The sequence below is a fragment of the Mesobacillus sp. LC4 genome (genome assembly GCF_053543455.1).
In genome coordinates, this window is sequence record NZ_JBGCUB010000011.1 from 25,318 (window position 1) to 43,966 (window position 18,649).

17 protein-coding genes and 1 other annotated feature are annotated in these 18,649 nt (G+C 44.6%); of the genes, 1 reads left to right on the top strand and 16 read right to left on the bottom strand.

Annotated features, from left to right (window positions below):
* Nucleotides 1-526: 526 nt before the first annotated feature.
* The 8 genes from tuf to AB5I83_RS21725 all read right to left on the bottom strand — a co-directional run bounded on the left by tuf (nt 527) and on the right by AB5I83_RS21725 (nt 13,555).
* Nucleotides 527-1,714, bottom strand: coding sequence for an elongation factor Tu (tuf, locus tag AB5I83_RS21690; RefSeq protein WP_167834093.1), 1,188 nt, complete (start codon nt 1,712-1,714; stop codon nt 527-529).
* A gap of 124 nt (nt 1,715-1,838) precedes the next feature.
* The gene (gene fusA / locus AB5I83_RS21695) at nt 1,839-3,917 is read right to left on the bottom strand and encodes an elongation factor G (RefSeq protein WP_167834092.1); all 2,079 of its coding nucleotides are present in this window, start codon (nt 3,915-3,917) and stop codon (nt 1,839-1,841) included.
* 48 nt (nt 3,918-3,965) lie between these two features.
* Complete coding sequence (rpsG, locus tag AB5I83_RS21700; protein ID WP_023626435.1) at nt 3,966-4,436, bottom strand: 30S ribosomal protein S7; 471 nt, start codon at nt 4,434-4,436, stop codon at nt 3,966-3,968.
* Nucleotides 4,437-4,476: 40 nt separating this feature from the next.
* A complete protein-coding gene (rpsL, locus tag AB5I83_RS21705; protein ID WP_023626436.1) occupies nt 4,477-4,899 on the bottom strand; it encodes a 30S ribosomal protein S12 in 423 nt (140 codons plus the stop codon).
* Between the two features lie 101 nt (nt 4,900-5,000).
* The gene (locus AB5I83_RS21710; protein ID WP_167834091.1) at nt 5,001-5,249 is read right to left on the bottom strand and encodes a 50S ribosomal protein L7ae-like protein; all 249 of its coding nucleotides are present in this window, start codon (nt 5,247-5,249) and stop codon (nt 5,001-5,003) included.
* Nucleotides 5,250-5,430: 181 nt separating this feature from the next.
* Nucleotides 5,431-9,033, bottom strand: coding sequence for a DNA-directed RNA polymerase subunit beta' (rpoC, locus tag AB5I83_RS21715; RefSeq protein ID WP_448978466.1), 3,603 nt, complete (start codon nt 9,031-9,033; stop codon nt 5,431-5,433).
* Nucleotides 9,034-9,146: 113 nt separating this feature from the next.
* The gene (gene rpoB / locus AB5I83_RS21720) at nt 9,147-12,707 is read right to left on the bottom strand and encodes a DNA-directed RNA polymerase subunit beta (protein ID WP_448978468.1); all 3,561 of its coding nucleotides are present in this window, start codon (nt 12,705-12,707) and stop codon (nt 9,147-9,149) included.
* Between the two features lie 245 nt (nt 12,708-12,952).
* Nucleotides 12,953-13,555, bottom strand: coding sequence for a class I SAM-dependent methyltransferase (locus tag AB5I83_RS21725; RefSeq protein WP_448978470.1), 603 nt, complete (start codon nt 13,553-13,555; stop codon nt 12,953-12,955).
* Nucleotides 13,556-13,704: 149 nt separating this feature from the next.
* Here AB5I83_RS21725 and AB5I83_RS21730 point away from each other — a divergent pair, with 149 nt between their 5' ends.
* The gene (locus AB5I83_RS21730) at nt 13,705-13,941 is read left to right on the top strand and encodes a hypothetical protein (protein WP_448978472.1); all 237 of its coding nucleotides are present in this window, start codon (nt 13,705-13,707) and stop codon (nt 13,939-13,941) included.
* A 49-nt stretch (nt 13,942-13,990) separates the two neighbouring features.
* Here the strand turns inward: AB5I83_RS21730 and rplL are convergent, their stop codons facing one another.
* From rplL to sigH, 8 genes are all read right to left on the bottom strand, one after another.
* A complete protein-coding gene (gene rplL / locus AB5I83_RS21735) occupies nt 13,991-14,356 on the bottom strand; it encodes a 50S ribosomal protein L7/L12 (RefSeq protein WP_167834087.1) in 366 nt (121 codons plus the stop codon).
* A 57-nt stretch (nt 14,357-14,413) separates the two neighbouring features.
* Nucleotides 14,414-14,914 carry a 50S ribosomal protein L10 gene (gene rplJ, locus AB5I83_RS21740; RefSeq protein ID WP_448978474.1) on the bottom strand — a complete coding sequence of 167 codons (501 nt, stop codon included), beginning with the start codon at nt 14,912-14,914 and terminating at the stop codon, nt 14,414-14,416.
* Nucleotides 14,915-14,946: 32 nt separating this feature from the next.
* Nucleotides 14,947-15,083 (bottom strand) — a sequence feature (ribosomal protein L10 leader region).
* Between the two features lie 50 nt (nt 15,084-15,133).
* Complete coding sequence (rplA, locus tag AB5I83_RS21745) at nt 15,134-15,826, bottom strand: 50S ribosomal protein L1 (protein ID WP_167834085.1); 693 nt, start codon at nt 15,824-15,826, stop codon at nt 15,134-15,136.
* Between the two features lie 303 nt (nt 15,827-16,129).
* Complete coding sequence (rplK, locus tag AB5I83_RS21750; protein ID WP_142999694.1) at nt 16,130-16,555, bottom strand: 50S ribosomal protein L11; 426 nt, start codon at nt 16,553-16,555, stop codon at nt 16,130-16,132.
* 172 nt (nt 16,556-16,727) lie between these two features.
* A complete protein-coding gene (nusG, locus tag AB5I83_RS21755; protein ID WP_167834131.1) occupies nt 16,728-17,261 on the bottom strand; it encodes a transcription termination/antitermination protein NusG in 534 nt (177 codons plus the stop codon).
* 178 nt (nt 17,262-17,439) lie between these two features.
* Nucleotides 17,440-17,622 (bottom strand): preprotein translocase subunit SecE, encoded by a 183-nt coding sequence (gene secE, locus AB5I83_RS21760; RefSeq protein ID WP_167834084.1) that lies wholly within the window; start codon nt 17,620-17,622, stop codon nt 17,440-17,442.
* Between the two features lie 51 nt (nt 17,623-17,673).
* Nucleotides 17,674-17,823 carry a 50S ribosomal protein L33 gene (gene rpmG / locus AB5I83_RS21765; protein ID WP_079504286.1) on the bottom strand — a complete coding sequence of 50 codons (150 nt, stop codon included), beginning with the start codon at nt 17,821-17,823 and terminating at the stop codon, nt 17,674-17,676.
* A gap of 156 nt (nt 17,824-17,979) precedes the next feature.
* A complete protein-coding gene (gene sigH, locus AB5I83_RS21770) occupies nt 17,980-18,630 on the bottom strand; it encodes an RNA polymerase sporulation sigma factor SigH (RefSeq protein ID WP_079504287.1) in 651 nt (216 codons plus the stop codon).
* Nucleotides 18,631-18,649 lie beyond the last annotated feature (19 nt).

Below are 18,649 nucleotides of genomic sequence, written 5' to 3' on the forward strand. Positions count from 1 at the left end.
TGTGTATATATTATAGAAAGAACTGGTTTAATTCTTAGGGTGAGTTCCTGTTAATTTTGTACGCCAGGAATAAGCTTTGCAACTTGTCCATTGACTTAAATTAGTTTCTGGTAATCATGCTGCAGAAAATTAGATGAAAACGAATCAGCTGTGTGACGATAAATCCTTTTGCTTCTTTTTTATCTGTCCATTAGGGCTATTAATGTAACGATAAACTTTCAAGAAGCTTTCTTATCCGCACATTATTTGCTTTAATGTGACGACAAAATCAGTTAGTTTCCTTTTATCTGCACATTATTGGCTTTGATGTCACGATAAAATCAGTAAGTTCCCTTTTATCCGCACATTATTACAGTTGATGAGCCATGATCTGTTTGTTTCTCCCACAACGGAATACATTCTAATAACATTACCATACATATTCTTATCTATAAGATTCCAATCAGAAACCTTTCACCTTCATTCAGAAAACATAAAAAAGCAGCTGGATCGTCATCCAGCTGCTTTCATTGTTTTTTATTAAAAATTACTCTTGGATAGTCGCAACTACGCCAGCGCCTACAGTACGGCCGCCTTCACGAATTGAGAACTTAGTTCCTTCTTCGATAGCGATTGGAGCGATTAGTTCAACAGTCATTTCGATGTTGTCGCCAGGCATAACCATTTCTACGCCTTCAGGAAGGTTACAAATACCAGTTACATCAGTTGTACGGAAGTAGAACTGTGGACGGTAGTTTGTGAAGAATGGAGTGTGACGTCCACCTTCTTCTTTTGAAAGAACGTATACTTCAGCTTTGAACTTTGTGTGTGGCTTAACAGAACCTGGCTTAGCAAGTACTTGACCACGTTGGATATCTTCACGAGCTACCCCACGAAGAAGTGCACCGATGTTGTCTCCAGCTTCTGCATAGTCAAGAAGCTTACGGAACATTTCAACACCTGTTACAGTAGTTGATTTTGGCTCTTCAGTCATACCGATGATTTCGATTACGTCACCGACTTTAACTTGTCCACGCTCAACACGTCCTGTAGCAACTGTTCCACGGCCAGTGATTGAGAAAACGTCCTCAACAGGCATCATGAATGGCTTTTCAGTGTCACGTGTTGGTGTTGGGATGTACTCATCAACTGCAGCCATAAGCTCAGTGATTTTTTCTTCCCACTCAGGAGCACCTTCAAGGGCTCTTAGAGCAGAACCTTTGATAACTGGAATGTCATCGCCAGGGAATTCGTATTCAGAAAGAAGGTCACGTACTTCCATTTCTACCAATTCAAGAAGTTCTTCGTCGTCAACCATATCACACTTGTTCATGAAAACAACAAGGAAAGGTACGCCTACCTGACGAGAAAGAAGGATGTGCTCACGAGTTTGTGGCATTGGGCCATCAGCTGCAGAAACAACTAGGATTCCGCCGTCCATTTGAGCAGCACCAGTGATCATGTTCTTAACATAGTCAGCGTGTCCTGGGCAGTCAACGTGTGCATAGTGGCGAGTAGCAGTTTCGTACTCAACGTGTGCAGTAGAGATTGTGATACCACGCTCGCGCTCTTCAGGTGCTGCGTCGATTTGGTCATATCCGCGTGCTTCACCGCCGCCTACCTTAGAAAGTACAGTAGTGATAGCAGCTGTTAGAGTAGTTTTACCATGGTCAACGTGACCAATTGTACCAATGTTAACGTGTGGCTTCGAACGATCGAATTTAGCTTTTCCCATTAGAAAAATCCTCCTTTAATATATGCAAATTAAGTATATTTTAATGTGCTGTGAAATAAGTTCCCCTATTTCACAGCGTTATGCTTACATTAGTAGTTATACTTGATTAATAGGTGAAAATCAATTATTCACCTTTATTTTTTTTGATGATTTCTTCAGAAACAGATTTAGGAACTTCTTCGTAGTGGTCGAAGTGCATTGAGAATACACCGCGTCCTTGTGTGCTTGAACGAAGAGCAGTTGCATAACCGAACATTTCTGAAAGTGGAACCATCGCACGAACAACTTGTGCGTTACCACGAGCATCCATACCTTCGACGCGTCCGCGACGAGCAGTAATCATACCCATGATATCTCCAAGATATTCTTCAGGGATAACAACTTCAACCCTCATGACAGGCTCAAGGATAACTGGCTTACACTTAGAAGCAGCATTCTTAAGTGCCATTGAAGCAGCGATCTTAAACGCCATTTCAGAGGAGTCAACATCGTGGTAAGAACCATCGAATAGTCTTGCTTTGATGTCAACTAGTGGATATCCTGCAAGGACACCACGGTCAAGAGCGTCTTCAAGACCAGCCTGTACCGCTGGGATGTATTCACGTGGAACTACACCACCGACGATTCCATTCTCGAACTCGAACCCTTTTCCTTCTTCGTTTGGAGAGAACTCGATCCAAACGTGTCCGAATTGACCACGTCCACCGGACTGACGTGCGAATTTACCTTCAACAGAAGCTGATTCGCGGAAAGTTTCACGGTATGCAACCTGAGGTGCACCAACGTTTGCTTCCACTTTAAATTCACGACGCATACGGTCAACGATGATATCAAGGTGAAGCTCACCCATTCCAGCGATGATAACTTGTCCAGTTTCCTGGTCAGTATGCGCACGGAATGTTGGATCTTCTTCTTGAAGTTTTTGCAATGCAGTTGTCATTTTGTCCTGGTCAGCTTTTGACTTAGGCTCAACTGATAACTGGATTACAGGCTCTGGGAACTGCATGGACTCAAGAATAACTAGAGACTTTTCGTCACATAGAGTGTCACCAGTAGTTGTATCTTTCAGACCAACAGCTGCAGCGATGTCACCAGCGTAAACCGTTGAGATTTCCTGACGGCTGTTTGCGTGCATCTGGAGGATACGTCCGATACGTTCACGCTTTCCTTTGGTTGAGTTCTGGACATAAGAACCAGAATCAAGAGTACCAGAGTAAACGCGGAAGAATGTTAATTTACCAACATAAGGGTCAGTCATAACTTTAAACGCAAGAGCAGAGAACGGCTCGTTGTCGTCAGAGTGACGCTCAACCACATCTTCAGTGTCCGGAAGATGGCCCTGGATCGCAGGTACATCCAATGGAGATGGAAGGTAGTCGATTACAGCGTCAAGCATTAGCTGAACACCTTTGTTTTTGAATGCTGAACCACAGATAACTGGGTAGAATTCAACATTTGTAGTACCTTTACGGATAGCAGCTTTGATCTCTTCGACTGTAAGCTCTTCTCCGCCAAGGTATTTTTCCATTAGTTCTTCGTCAAGCTCAGCTACCGCTTCGACTAGCTTTTCACGGTACTCTTCAGCTTTTTCCATATATTCTTCAGGAATTTCCCCAACAGTGATTTCTGTTCCAAGGTCATTACCGTAGAAAATAGCTCTCATTTCAACTAAGTCGATGATTGCTTCGAACTCATCTTCAGCACCGATCGGAAGTTGGATCGGGTGAGCGTTCGCTTGAAGGCGATCATGGATAGTTGATACTGAGTATAGGAAGTCCGCGCCTAGCTTATCCATTTTGTTAACGAATACTACACGTGGAACTCCATAAGTAGTAGCCTGGCGCCAAACTGTTTCTGTTTGAGGCTCAACACCTGACTGTGCGTCAAGTACTGCTACTGCACCATCAAGTACACGAAGTGAACGTTCAACTTCAACAGTGAAGTCTACGTGTCCTGGTGTATCGATGATGTTTACGCGGTGTTCTTTCCATGAAGCTGTTGTCGCAGCAGAAGTGATCGTGATTCCACGCTCTTGTTCCTGCTCCATCCAGTCCATTTGAGAAGCACCTTCGTGTGTTTCGCCGATTTTGTGAATACGGCCAGTATAATAAAGAACACGCTCAGTTGTTGTTGTTTTACCAGCATCAATGTGAGCCATGATTCCAATATTACGAGTTTTTTCTAAGGAGAACTCTCTTGCCATTTGGTCTTTCTCCTTCCTAGTATGAGTGTTTTTAGATTGAAGGTAATTCTACCAACGATAGTGAGCGAATGCTTTGTTTGCTTCCGCCATTTTGTGTGTATCTTCGCGCTTCTTAACAGAAGCACCAGTGTTGTTAGCAGCGTCAAGAATTTCGTTAGCAAGACGCTCTTCCATTGTCTTTTCCCCACGAAGACGTGAGTAGTTTACCAACCAACGAAGACCAAGTGTTGTACGGCGGTCTGCACGCACCTCAACTGGTACTTGATAGTTTGCTCCACCTACACGGCGTGCTTTTACTTCTAGAACAGGCATGATGTTCTTAAGAGCTGCGTCGAATACTTCAATTGGCTCTTTGCCTGAACGCTCACGAATGATATCAAAAGCTGAATAAAGGATCTTTTGTGATTTACCTCTCTTACCATCGATCATCATTTTGTTGATCAGGCGAGTGATAAGCTTTGAGTTATAAATCGGATCCGGCAATACGTCTCTCTTTGCAACTGGACCTTTACGTGGCATGTAATTTCCTCCTTTCAAAAAGGGTTAATAGTTTGGTTTATTATTTCTTAGCAGCTTTCGGTCTCTTAGTACCGTACTTAGAACGGCCCTGCATACGGTTGTTAACACCAGCAGTATCAAGAGCACCACGAACGATGTGGTAACGCACACCCGGTAAGTCTTTTACACGTCCTCCACGGATAAGAACAACGCTGTGCTCTTGAAGGTTGTGCCCGATACCAGGGATATAAGCTGTTACCTCGATTCCGTTAGTCAAACGTACACGAGCGTATTTACGCAACGCTGAGTTCGGCTTCTTTGGAGTCATAGTACCAACACGAGTACATACACCACGCTTTTGTGGAGATGAAACGTTAGTTTGTGCTTTTTTGAAGCTGTTGTAACCTTTATTTAGCGCCGGAGATTTTGACTTCTCCTCTTTTGAGCTACGTGGCTTGCGCACTAATTGGTTAATTGTAGGCATGATCATTTTCCTCCCTTCACATTTTGTGTAAGCCCACACATCCAGGTGGTTCATTTTTTTACAAAAAACAAAGTTCTTGCAGACTGCTGCAAAAACAGTTTTTACTTGGTTATCGCTACAGCTGAGGCTCCAACGGCAATCCCGCATGCCTTCCCTAGTTTTATCATAGAGTCGACATAGGTGATGGCGGTGTTCATGTCCCTGGCTGTCTGCAATAGATTCGCTGTCACTTTCATGTCAGCATCCTTCGCAATGACCAGTTCAAGTACTTCGCCAGCCTTCAGTGCTTTCACTGTTTGCTTTGATCCTACTATAATCTTTTTAGCTTGAGCTACTTTTTCATAAGACATGAAATCCTCCAAAGTAACCGGTAAATAGGAGCACCTTTGAAATATTAACACTTAGTGCAAGGGATGTCAACAACATTGAAAAACTTTTTTCGCTAGAATGTTGTTTTTATTCATAGAATCAATCTATTTTCTTTAAAAAGGCGGCACTTTCTGCCGTAGCAGAGAGCACCGCGCTCTTATTTTATTCTACAGTGATTGCATCTTCGGCATTTTCTTCTTCCATTGAGATTGGTTCAGCTCTTCTGTATCGCTGCATACCAGTTCCAGCTGGAACAAGTTTACCGATGATAACATTTTCTTTCAGGCCGAGAAGCTCATCGCGCTTGCCTTTGATTGCAGCATCTGTAAGCACTCTTGTTGTTTCCTGGAAGGATGCTGCAGACAGGAATGAATCCGTCTCAAGTGATGCTTTAGTAATACCAAGCAATACTGGACGTCCTGTTGCCGGCATTTTGCCTTCAAGAAGTGCTTTGCGGTTGGCGTCGGTGAACTGATGGATCTCAAGCAATGTGCCTGGAAGTACATCTGTTTCACCAGCGTCAATTACCCTGATTTTGCGCATCATCTGGCGCACCATTACTTCAACGTGCTTGTCGCCGATTTCAACACCCTGCATACGGTATACTTTTTGAACTTCTTTCAATAAGTATTCCTGTACGGACTGAACATCTTTGACTCTTAATAGTTCCTTAGGGTCGATCGAACCTTCAGTGAGTTCCTGTCCGCGTTCAACATGGTCATTCACAGCCACTTTCAAGCGAGCTGTGTATGGCGCATTGTAAGTACGGCTTTCGATTTCACCTTGGATCACGATTTCCTGCTGACGGTCTTTTCCTTCGTTGATGCCGACTACGACACCTTCCAATTCAGAAATGACAGCCTGCCCTTTAGGATTACGTGCTTCGAACAATTCCTGGATACGCGGAAGACCTTGTGTGATATCGTCTCCTGCAACACCACCCGTATGGAATGTACGCATTGTAAGCTGTGTACCTGGCTCACCGATTGACTGGGCAGCGATGATACCGACCGCTTCGCCAACTTCGACTTCCTGGCCAGTCGCAAGGTTGCGACCGTAACACTTTTTACATACACCATGACGAGTATTACATGTAAATGCAGAACGGATCCACACTTCCTCGATTCCAGCTTCAGTTACTTCAACTGCCAAGTCTTCTGTGATCAATCCGTTTTCAGGTACAATCACAGTTTTCGTTTCAGGATGCTTGATCGCCTTTCTTGCATAGCGGCCAATCAGACGCTCTTCTAGAGGTTCGATTACTTCGGTACCATCTTTTAGCGATTTGATAAACAGGCCTCTATCTGTACCACAGTCGTCTTCGCGAACGATGACATCCTGCGCTACGTCTACAAGACGACGAGTCAGGTAACCTGAGTCAGCAGTCTTAAGTGCTGTATCGGCAAGACCTTTACGAGCACCGTGAGTGGAGATAAAGTACTCCAATACTGTCAGACCTTCACGGAAACTTGACTTGATCGGCAACTCGATGATTCGTCCAGCCGGGTTGGCCATCAGACCACGCATACCAGCAAGCTGCGTGAAGTTGGACGCGTTACCACGGGCACCGGAGTCACTCATCATGAAGATTGGGTTTGAATTATCTAGTGATTTCATCAGCTTAGCCTGGATATTATCCTTCGCCTGGCTCCAGATGGAAATAACACGATCGTAACGCTCGTCCTCGGTGATCAAACCGCGTCTGAACTGCTTAAGAACATTGTCTACCTTCGTCTGTGCTTCTGAAATGATTTCCTGCTTCTCTTTAAGAACCACGATATCAGCCACACCAACCGTAATACCCGCTTTAGTGGAGTATGTGAAGCCAAGTCCCTTCATACGGTCTAGCATTTTTGATGTTTCCGTGATTTTGAACTTCTTGAACACTTCAGCAATGATGTTTCCAAGAATTTTCTTCTTGAACGGATCCACCAATGGCATTGACTTGATGACTTCCTTTACATCTGCACCCTTTTCAACAAAATACTTCTCAGGAGTTTTCTCCTCAAGGTTTTCTTTTGAAGGCTCATTGATGTATGGGAATGACGCTGGAAGGATTTCGTTGAAAATCAGCTTTCCAACTGTCGTGATCAATAGCTGGCCATTTTGCTCTTCCGTAAATGTCTGGTTGCCAAGTGATGCTGCCGCAACAGCGATACGAGTGTGAAGATGTACATAACCATTCTGGTATGCGATTAACGCTTCATTCGTATCCTTGAACACCATACCTTCGCCAACAGCTGCTTCTCTTTCCAGAGTCAGGTAGTAGTTACCTAAAACCATATCCTGGGAAGGAGTAACAACTGGCTTTCCATCCTTAGGGTTCAGGATGTTCTGAGCAGCAAGCATCAATAGACGTGCTTCTGCCTGTGCTTCTGCTGAAAGTGGTACGTGGACCGCCATCTGGTCACCATCGAAGTCAGCGTTGTAAGCTGTACATACGAGTGGGTGAAGACGGATAGCGCGTCCTTCTACCAATGTAGGTTCGAACGCCTGGATTCCAAGTCTGTGAAGTGTCGGTGCACGGTTAAGCAATACCGGATGCTCCTTGATGACATCTTCAAGCACATCCCAGACTTCCGGCTGTACGCGCTCGATCTTGCGTTTGGCAGACTTTATGTTATGGGCTAAGCCCTTTTGTACAAGTTCTTTCATGACGAATGGCTTGAATAGCTCAAGAGCCATTTCCTTAGGCAATCCGCACTGATACATATGCAGGTTTGGACCTACGACGATAACCGAACGGCCTGAGTAGTCAACACGCTTACCAAGAAGGTTTTGACGGAAACGGCCTTGCTTACCCTTCAGCATATGGGAAAGGGACTTCAATGGACGGTTACCCGGTCCTGTTACTGGACGGCCGCGACGGCCATTGTCGATCAAGGCGTCAACAGCTTCCTGAAGCATGCGCTTTTCGTTCTGGACGATGATGCTTGGAGCACCAAGGTCAAGAAGACGCTTCAGACGGTTGTTACGGTTGATAACACGGCGGTACAGGTCGTTCAGGTCGGATGTTGCGAAACGTCCTCCATCAAGCTGTACCATCGGGCGAAGTTCAGGCGGGATGACAGGAAGTACATCAAGAATCATCCATGACGGCTCATTGCCTGACCCACGGAACGCTTCAACTACCTCAAGACGTTTGATCGCACGAGTACGACGCTGGCCCTGTGCAGTTCTTAATTCTTCCTTCAGCATATCTGCTTCTTTATCTAGGTCGATGTCAGAAAGCAGCTTTTTGATTGCTTCCGCTCCCATGGCAGCCTGGAACTTGTTTCCGTATTTTTCGCGGTAAGCACGGTATTCTTTCTCTGACAACAATTGCTTCTTTTCAAGAGCAGTGTCACCAGTTTCCGTTACCACATACGAAGCAAAGTAAATAACTTCTTCTAGTGCGCGAGGAGACATGTCAAGGACTAGTCCCATGCGGCTAGGAATACCTTTGAAATACCAAATGTGAGATACAGGAGCTGCAAGCTCAATGTGTCCCATTCTTTCACGACGGACTTTTGCGCGTGTTACTTCAACGCCGCATCGGTCACAGACTACGCCTTTGTAGCGGACTCTTTTATACTTTCCGCAATGACATTCCCAGTCCTTTGTCGGTCCGAAGATACGCTCACAGAATAAGCCGTCTTTTTCTGGTTTTAAAGTACGATAGTTGATTGTTTCCGGCTTTTTAACTTCACCGAAAGACCACGAACGGATCTTGTCTGGTGAAGCGAGACCAATTTTCATGTACTCAAAATTATTAACATCTAGCAAGGGGCCTACCTCCCTTTTAATCTAGGGTTTTACCCTTATGGCCATCCAAAAAGGAACACACGTGGACAATACTGTTATTCAACTGTTTGTACACGTGTGCCAATTAGATGGACCTATTCTTTCATTCCTACTTTTTCAGAATCCATTTCTTCTGCTTCAGGAGCGATCGTCAATGTTTCTGCATGCTGCAATTCTTCATCATCGTCAAAATCGCGCATTTCGATTTCTTTTTCATCGCCTGACAGGATCTTAACGTCCATACCTAAACTCTGAAGCTCCTTCATCAATACTTTGAATGATTCAGGAACGCCTGGCTCAGGAACGTTTTCTCCTTTTACAATCGCTTCATATGTTTTAACACGTCCAACAACATCATCGGACTTGACAGTTAAGATTTCCTGCAATGTGTAAGCAGCGCCGTATGCTTCAAGCGCCCAAACCTCCATCTCCCCGAAACGCTGTCCGCCGAACTGGGCTTTACCGCCAAGTGGCTGCTGCGTAACAAGTGAGTATGGTCCAGTAGAACGAGCGTGAAGCTTATCGTCTACCATGTGAGCAAGCTTGATCATGTACATGACACCGACAGATACACGGTTATCGAATGGTTCACCTGTACGTCCATCATATAGGACAGTCTTCGCATCTCTGGCCATACCAGCTTCCTGGATTGTTGACCATACATCTTCTTCGGTAGCACCGTCGAATACAGGAGAAGCAACATGGATTCCAAGGTAACGCGCTGCCATACCAAGGTGAAGCTCAAGCACCTGACCGATATTCATACGTGATGGTACCCCTAGTGGGTTAAGCATGATATCGACTGGTGTTCCATCCGGCAAGAAAGGCATATCCTCTTCCGGAAGGATTTTGGAAATAACCCCTTTGTTACCGTGGCGTCCTGCCATTTTGTCACCCTCAGAAATCTTACGCTTCTGAACGATGTAAGCACGGACAAGCTGGTTCACGCCTGGAGGAAGCTCATCGCCATCTTCACGGTTGAACACTTTGACGTCAAGAACAATTCCGCCGCCGCCGTGTGGTACACGCAATGAAGTATCACGGACTTCCCTTGCTTTTTCACCGAAGATTGCATGAAGGAGACGTTCTTCCGCAGTCAATTCAGTAACCCCTTTAGGCGTTACCTTACCAACTAGAAGATCTCCATCTTTCACTTCAGCACCGACACGGATGATTCCACGCTCGTCAAGATTTCTCAATGCATCTTCCCCGACGTTTGGAATATCACGTGTGATTTCTTCAGGTCCAAGCTTTGTATCACGGGACTCTGATTCATATTCTTCTATATGGATCGATGTATAAACATCATCCTTAACGAGGCGCTCACTCATGATGATCGCATCCTCGTAGTTGTAACCATTCCATGTCATGAAGCCAACAAGGACGTTACGGCCAAGTGCAAGTTCTCCTGCTTCCATAGAAGGACCATCAGCAAGGATTTCCCCCTTGGTTACACGGTCGCCAACGCTTACGATTGGGCGCTGGTTGTAGCATGTACCCTGGTTGGAACGGATGAACTTCAGCATACGGTACTTATCAAGGTCGCCCTTGACTTCCTGTCCGTCTACTTCTTTGACACGGCGTACCCAGACTTCACGGGCTTCAACATGCTCAACGATCCCTTCATGCTTACAGATGACTGCAGCACCGGAATCCTTGGCAGAAACGTGTTCCATTCCAGTTCCGACTCTTGGTGCTTCAGGCTGCATCAATGGAACAGCCTGACGCTGCATGTTCGCACCCATCAAGGCACGGTTGGAGTCATCGTTTTCAAGGAACGGGATACACGCAGTCGCCGCAGATACAACCTGCTTAGGTGATACGTCCATATAATCGACGCGATCACGCTTAACTACTGTGTTTTCACCGCGGAAACGGGCAATTACTTCATCATCAACGAAGGAACCATCATCAGCTAGACGAGCGTTCGCCTGTGCTACTACATAGTTATCTTCTTCATCAGCTGTTAAGTAATCGAAGTGGCTTGTCACTTTACCTGTTTCAGGATCAACACGGCGGTATGGAGTCTCGATGAATCCGAAACGGTTGACCTTCGCGAAACTAGAAAGTGAGTTGATCAAACCAATGTTTGGACCTTCCGGCGTTTCGATCGGGCACATACGGCCGTAGTGGGAATAGTGAACGTCACGCACTTCAAAGCCAGCGCGTTCACGTGTAAGACCACCAGGTCCCAATGCAGAAAGACGCCTTTTATGTGTCAATTCAGCCAGCGGGTTTGTCTGATCCATGAACTGTGAAAGCTGAGAGCTTCCAAAGAACTCTTTAATGGACGCAATAACCGGACGGATATTGATTAATTGCTGTGGTGTAATCGTATTTGTGTCCTGGATGGACATTCTTTCACGGACTACACGTTCCATTCTGGACAAACCAATACGGAATTGGTTCTGAAGCAGCTCACCTACAGAACGAAGGCGTCTGTTTCCTAAATGGTCGATGTCATCTGTGTCGCCAACACCATGCAGCAAGTTAAAGAAATAGCTGATGGATGCAATGATATCAGCAGGCGTGATATTTTTGATTGGTTCAGGAACATAGGCGTTACCAAGAACATTAATTTCCTTCTCGCCCTCATCATTCGGAGCATAGATCTTAATGCTTTGTAAAGTTACATCCTCTTCAACCACGCCGCCATAAGGGCTGATTGACTTGAAGCCAACATTGCTCTCCAGCGCAGGGATGATTTTATCCAGAGTACGGCGGTCAAGTGTGACGCCCTTTTCTGCGATGATTTCCCCTGTTTCAGGATCCACTAATGTTTCTGCAAGCTTTTGCCCGAATAAACGGTTCTTAATATGAAGCTTTTTGTTGATCTTATAACGCCCTACGTTTGCGAGGTCATAGCGCTTTGGATCAAAGAATCTTGATACCAGAAGGCTCTTTGCATTTTCAACTGTAGGCGGTTCGCCAGGACGGAGGCGCTCATAGATTTCAAGTAGCGCTTTTTCCGTGCTTTCCGTATTGTCTTTTTCAAGAGTATTACGGATATATTCATTATCTCCGATCAGATCAATGATTTCTTGATCAGAACCGAACCCTAATGCACGCAAAAGAACCGTAACAGGGAGCTTCCTCGTACGATCGATCCTTACATATACAACATCCTTGGCATCTGTTTCATACTCCAACCAGGCACCGCGGTTCGGGATTACGGTCGCAGTGAACCCTTTCTTCCCGTTTTTATCAAGCTTCCCGCTGTAGTATACACTTGGTGAGCGCACTAACTGGGAAACGATAACCCTTTCAGCACCATTAATCACAAACGTGCCAGTTTCTGTCATAAGCGGGAAATCGCCCATGAAAACATCCTGGTCCTTTACTTCACCTGTTTCCTTATTCACAAGGCGGACCTTTACTCTTAATGGTGCAGAGTAAGTAACGTCTCTTTCTTTTGATTCTTCCACTGGATATTTCGGTTCGCCAAGACTGTAATCGATAAACTCTAACGATAAGTTACCAGTAAAGTCTTCAATCGGTGAAATGTCCTGGAACATTTCACGGAGGCCCTCATCAAGAAACCACTGATAGGAAGAGGTTTGAATTTCAATCAAATTCGGCAATTCCAAAACTTCACTGATGCGAGCATAACTTCTACGTTGGCGGTGTCGTCCATACTGAACTAGTTGACCTGTCAACTGATTCACCCCTCAAATCAAGCGTTATTATTCATCTATCCCTGTCTTGTCCATGAAGTTTCCTCCATTTCAAAAGACAAAAAGAAAAAGGGTTTTCACCTAAAAACCACATTTCCTGCAACGAACAATTATTTTGTTAGTTTTCCCTTAATGCCCAAAATTATACAACTTTCGATGAAAATAGCAATTGAAAAGGAAACTAATATATTGGCATTTTATAATATTAACATAGCGGTTTTCTCACGTCAACATTTAACAGATTTGAGAATAAAGTATCCTTTACTTTTCGCCTCAACCTCTACATCGCCAAAAAGTTCTTTCATTTTTTCCATCGCGGATGGAGCACCCTGCTTTTTCTGGATGACCACCCAAAGCTCTCCGCCTTCAGCTAAACGCTGAAAACTTTGCTCGAAAATAACATGCACTATCTTTTTGCCGGCCCGGATCGGCGGGTTTGTCAGGATTGCATTGAAACCTTCCTCCTCCACTCCATTAAGCCGGTCGCTTTCATAGATTTTCACATTGTCCACTTTGTTCTCGGACGCATTTTCTTTCGCAAGCATAATCGCTCTTTCATTTACATCCACCATGTGGACCGTCGCTTCTGGATAGGCCCTGGCAATTGAAAGTCCGATCGGGCCATAGCCACAGCCAACATCAAGAATCAATCCGTTCGCTCTAGTTAGTTCGAACGTGTCAATTAATAATCTTGAACCAAAATCGACTTCCTTTTTCGAGAAAACACCACTGTCCGTCTTGAAGCGGAAGCTATTCCCTTTCAATTCACTTTGCCATTTTACAGGATTGCTGTCGGTACTGGGTTTGCGGGAGTAATAATGTTCAGTCAAAATCTCTCACCTCCACGGGGATTCATTTGAAGAATGCGATCGCGGATTGCATTGCTACTGCGGTATTATAAACTTTTAAATATTAAAAAGCAAAAATCGAAAAGCTGAAGCGCCTTGGTCAGCTCCGAAAAGCGCTGGAGGGCCGACCGGTGAAGTCGTTCTTTGACTTCATTGGGCGGACCGAAATCGAAATGTATAGCCGACTGCCCAGAAACGCAGAAACTGGAGACTCCGACAAAGAAGCGCTTTTTGCTTCTGCCGGCGGAGTTGAAGTTTCGGAGTTTCTAGGAGGCGAAACTAGACAAGCGTCTCGAGGGCTAGGCGCCGAAGCTAGACATTTATCGAAGTTAATATCTTGCAACTTCATTTACCCACCTAAAATATAAAGCGAAAAAAAAGCCCGCTTTAGCAGCGAGCTTTTTATTGTAAGGTTGATTACTTAACTTCGACGTTAGCTCCAACTTCTTCAAGCTTAGCTTTGATTTCTTCAGCTTCTTCTTTAGAAACGCCTTCTTTAAGAGCTTTAGGAGCGTTGTCAACAACTTCCTTCGCTTCTTTAAGACCAAGTCCAGTGATTTCACGAACAACTTTGATAACCTTGATCTTCTGATCGCCAGCAGATGCAAGAACTACGTCAAACTCAGTTTGTTCTTCAGCAGCGCCGCCTGCAGCAGCTCCACCCATCATTGCTACTGGTGCAGCAGCAGTAACGCCGAATTCTTCTTCGATTGCTTTTACTAGATCGTTAAGTTCTAAAACAGTCATATTTTTAACTGCTTCAATGATTTGTTCTTGAGTCATGATTTGTTTCCTCCTAATAGGTTAGTTTTTTATTGTTAAACAGTGATTATTTTTAACTTACGCGCCTTGCTCTTCTTTCTGTTCTGCAACAGCTTTTGCAGCAAGAGCAAGATTGCGGATTGGAGCTTGAAGTACGCTGAGTAGCATTGAAAGTAGACCTTCGCGAGACGGTAGGTCTGCAAGTGCCTTGATTTCTTCTACTGTAACGATGTTGCCTTCAACGACGCCTGCCTTGATTTCAAGGGCTTCATGTTTCTTAGCGAAATCGTTAAGAATCTTCGCTGGTGCAACTACATCTTCAGTACTGAACGCGATTGCGTTAGGACCAGTTAAAGATGTGTTTAAGCCAGCAAGTTCAGCAGCTTCAGCAGCACGGCGTGTCATTGAGTTTTTGTAAACTTTGAATTCAACACCAGCTTCACGAAGCTCCTTACGAAGTTCAGTTACTTCTGCAACTGTTAGTCCACGGTAATCAACAACGATAGTTGATTTGCTTTCTTTAAGTTTGCCAGCAATCTCGTCTACGATTTGCTTTTTCACTTCGATAATTGCGCTCATCCTTACACCTCCTGTAGATTTCTGCATTTATACCGATCAAATAAAAACCTCCGCATCAGTGCAGACGCGGAGGAAGTATACAATAGTAAAAGTGTTGCTCTATCGTATGACCTCGGCAGGATATTAAGCAATAAGCCCCTGCTGTCTGCGGTACAAATGTTATTCTATTTTCACAACAAGAAGAATTATATCCAATCCTTCGTTGATTGTCAAATACTATTATTTTACAGTTGAAGGATCTACTTTAACGCCAGGTCCCATAGTAGTAGAGATCGTAACGTTCTTCATGTAAGTTCCTTTAGCTGCAGCTGGCTTAACCTTCATCATAGTTTCGAAGATTGTGTTGAAGTTTTCAACAAGCTTGTTGTCTTCGAAAGAAACTTTTCCGATAGGTACATGGATGTTACCAGACTTGTCAACGCGGTATTCTACTTTACCAGCCTTGATTTCGTTAACTGCTTTAGTTACATCGAATGTAACTGTGCCAGTCTTAGGGTTTGGCATTAAGCCTTTAGGTCCCAATACGCGACCAAGCTTACCAACTTCACCCATCATGTCAGGTGTAGCAACGATTACATCGAATTCGAACCAACCTTGTTGGATCTTGTTGATGTATTCTGCATCGCCAACATAGTCTGCGCCAGCAGCTTCTGCTTCTTTTAACTTTTCGCCTTTAGCGAATACTAGTACACGCTGAGTTTTACCAGTTCCGTTTGGAAGCACAACTGCTCCACGGATTTGCTGGTCAGCTTTCTTAGGGTCTACACCCAGACGGAAAGCAGCTTCAACTGTAGCGTCAAATTTAACTGTGCTTGTCTTTTTAGCAAGCTCAACTGCTTCAGCAGCTGTATATGCTTGAGAGCGATCTACAAGCTTAGCAGCTTCAAGATACTTTTTGCCTTTTTTAGCCATTTTTATTTCCTCCTAAATTGTGGTTTTAACGGAATAACCTCCCACGATGAAAAGCGGAGGCGCCTCGTCCAGCCCCGACAAGCGCTGGAGGGCCGACCGATGAAGTCGTTCTTTGACTTCACCGGGCGGACCGAAGCGGTCGAGGGGCTAGGCGCCGGAGCTAGACAACGAAAAGCGGTGGCACCTTTTTCCAAAGCACCAGAGCTCGAAAAGCGAAGGCGCCATAAAGGCGCCATTTCAGACAAAAGGTTGCGGGTGAAATCTAATTCAGCTCCGCAACCCATTCATCCTCTGCAGCAGAAATTAGTCTTCGATATTGATTCCCATGCTGCGTGCAGTACCTTCAACCATGCGCATTGCTGCTTCAACGCTAGCTGCGTTTAGGTCAGGCATTTTCTGTTCAGCAATCTCACGTACTTTCTCACGCTTGACTGTTGCTACTTTATTACGGTTTGGTTCACCAGAACCAGACTGGATTCCAGCTGCTACCTTCAAAAGAACTGCAGCAGGAGGAGTTTTCGTAATAAATGTAAATGAACGGTCCTCAAAAACCGTGATTTCGACAGGAATGATTAGTCCAGCTTGGTCAGCTGTACGAGCGTTAAACTCCTTACAGAATCCCATGATGTTAACACCGGCTTGACCTAGTGCAGGTCCAACTGGTGGTGCCGGATTGGCTTTACCAGCAGGGATTTGCAACTTAACCATCTTAATTACTTTTTTAGCCACGAGACACACCTCCTTAAAGTCCGTGATGTGGTAATAGGGGATTTTCCCCTCCCACTCATTTTAAAAGTCTTTATATGAAATAAAGAACTTGACATATATCTGTCAATCGTCCAAGACATACTGACCTATGAAATATTAACACTTTTTAAAGTTGATTTCAAGTTATTTCAGATTATAATTTTTCAATCTGTGAAAATTCAAGCTCAACCGGAGTATCACGGCCGAACATATTGACAAGAACTTTCAACTTGGCTTTGTCCTTATCGATCTCTTCAATTGTACCTGTGAAGTTCGCGAATGGCCCTTCGCTTACCTGAACAGTTTCACCAAGTTCGAAGTTGACATCAACCTTCTTCTCTTCCATACCCATGCGCTTGAGGATGAAAGTTGCTTCTTCAGGCAATAGCGGAGTTGGTTTAGAACCTGCACCAGCAGAGCCGACGAATCCAGTAACACCCGGCGTGTTTCGGACCACATACCAGGAATCATCCGTCATGACCAATTCTACCAGGACATAACCAGGGAAAGTCTTTCTCTTCACAACTTTCTTTTTACCATTTTTGAAATCTGTTTCTTCTTCTTCAGGTACGATCACACGGAAGATCTTATCTTGCATGCCCATTGTTTCAACACGCTTCTCAAGATTCGTCTTGACCTTGTTCTCATAGCCTGAGTAAGTATGCACTACATACCAATTCTTTTCCATCATCGAGGACTAATTCGTCCGTCCCTCCCCATTTCCAGACGCCCGGGCGTTACCGTATGTGTACACTGAAGCCCCGGCATTGAATGCGAATTTTTTCAAGCAAATAAAAAACCCGTTATCCGGGCTTTTAAACTTGTCCTGCGTTTATATTTTCCATTATACCATGAGTGCGTATTGGTTATTCAAGAATTATGCGAATCAATTCAGAAATACCAAGGTCTAACACTGCGAAGAATAGAGCGGCAAAAGCAACTGTAGACAGAACCGTAATCGTGTAGCGAGTCAGTTCTTTGCGTCTAGGCCAGCTGACCTTCCTCATTTCACGTCCAACTTCACTGAAAAAATTAGTGATGCGCTGCATTTTGTAACCTCCAACTTATCGGGATTCCATATGATGATCTATCTGAAAACCTTATTTCGTTTCCTTATGAACTGTATGGGCACCGCAGTTGCTGCAGTACTTTTTCAGCTCCAGTCGTTCTGTTTGCGTTTGCTTGTTGCTCGTTGTGGAATAATTGCGGGAACCGCATTCCTGACAAGCAAGAGTCACTTTGTTATTCATTGACACTCACACCCGCTTCAACAGGCTGATTTCAATCTGATGCTATGAAACCGCCATCTATTATATCTTTAAAAAGATACCACGGCTGATAGCTTGTGTCAATAAGTGGTTAGGAGATTAAAAGTCAGTTTTGTGGCTATATTGCGGCAATTCAGCCTACACCGACAGCTCTCTCAGTTCAAGATACCGCTCAAGTTTCCGCTTCACACGCTGAAGCGCATTGTCAATTGACTTAACATGGCGATTCAGCTCTTCGGAAATTTCCTGGTAGGATTGTCCATCCAAATATAATGCGAGCACTTTTCGCTCAAGATCACTAAGCAGCTCAGACATTTTCACTTCAATCTGGTCAAATTCTTCCTGATTGATAAATAACTCTTCGGGGTCCATCACTTTGGCTCCGGATAAAACATCCATCAGTGTCCTGTCCGATTCTTCATCATAAATCGGCTTGTCCAGGGAAACATAGGAGTTAAGCGGGATGTGTTTTTGCCTTGTGGCCGTCTTGATGGCCGTAATGATCTGACGGGTAATGCATAGTTCTGCAAATGCTTTGAATGATGTTAGCTTGTCCTCCCGGAAATCACGGATAGCTTTATATAGCCCGATCATTCCTTCCTGCACGATGTCCTCTTTATCTGCTCCAATCAGAAAATATGAACGTGCTTTCGCCCGAACAAAATTCCTGTATTTGTGAATCAGAAAATCAAGTGCATCACTTTCTCCTCTGTGAACTGCTTCTACAATTTCTTCATCTTCCAGCAATAAATAAGCGTCATTTAAACGATTCCCGATGTCAGCACTCATTTCGATCCCCCCGCCCGCA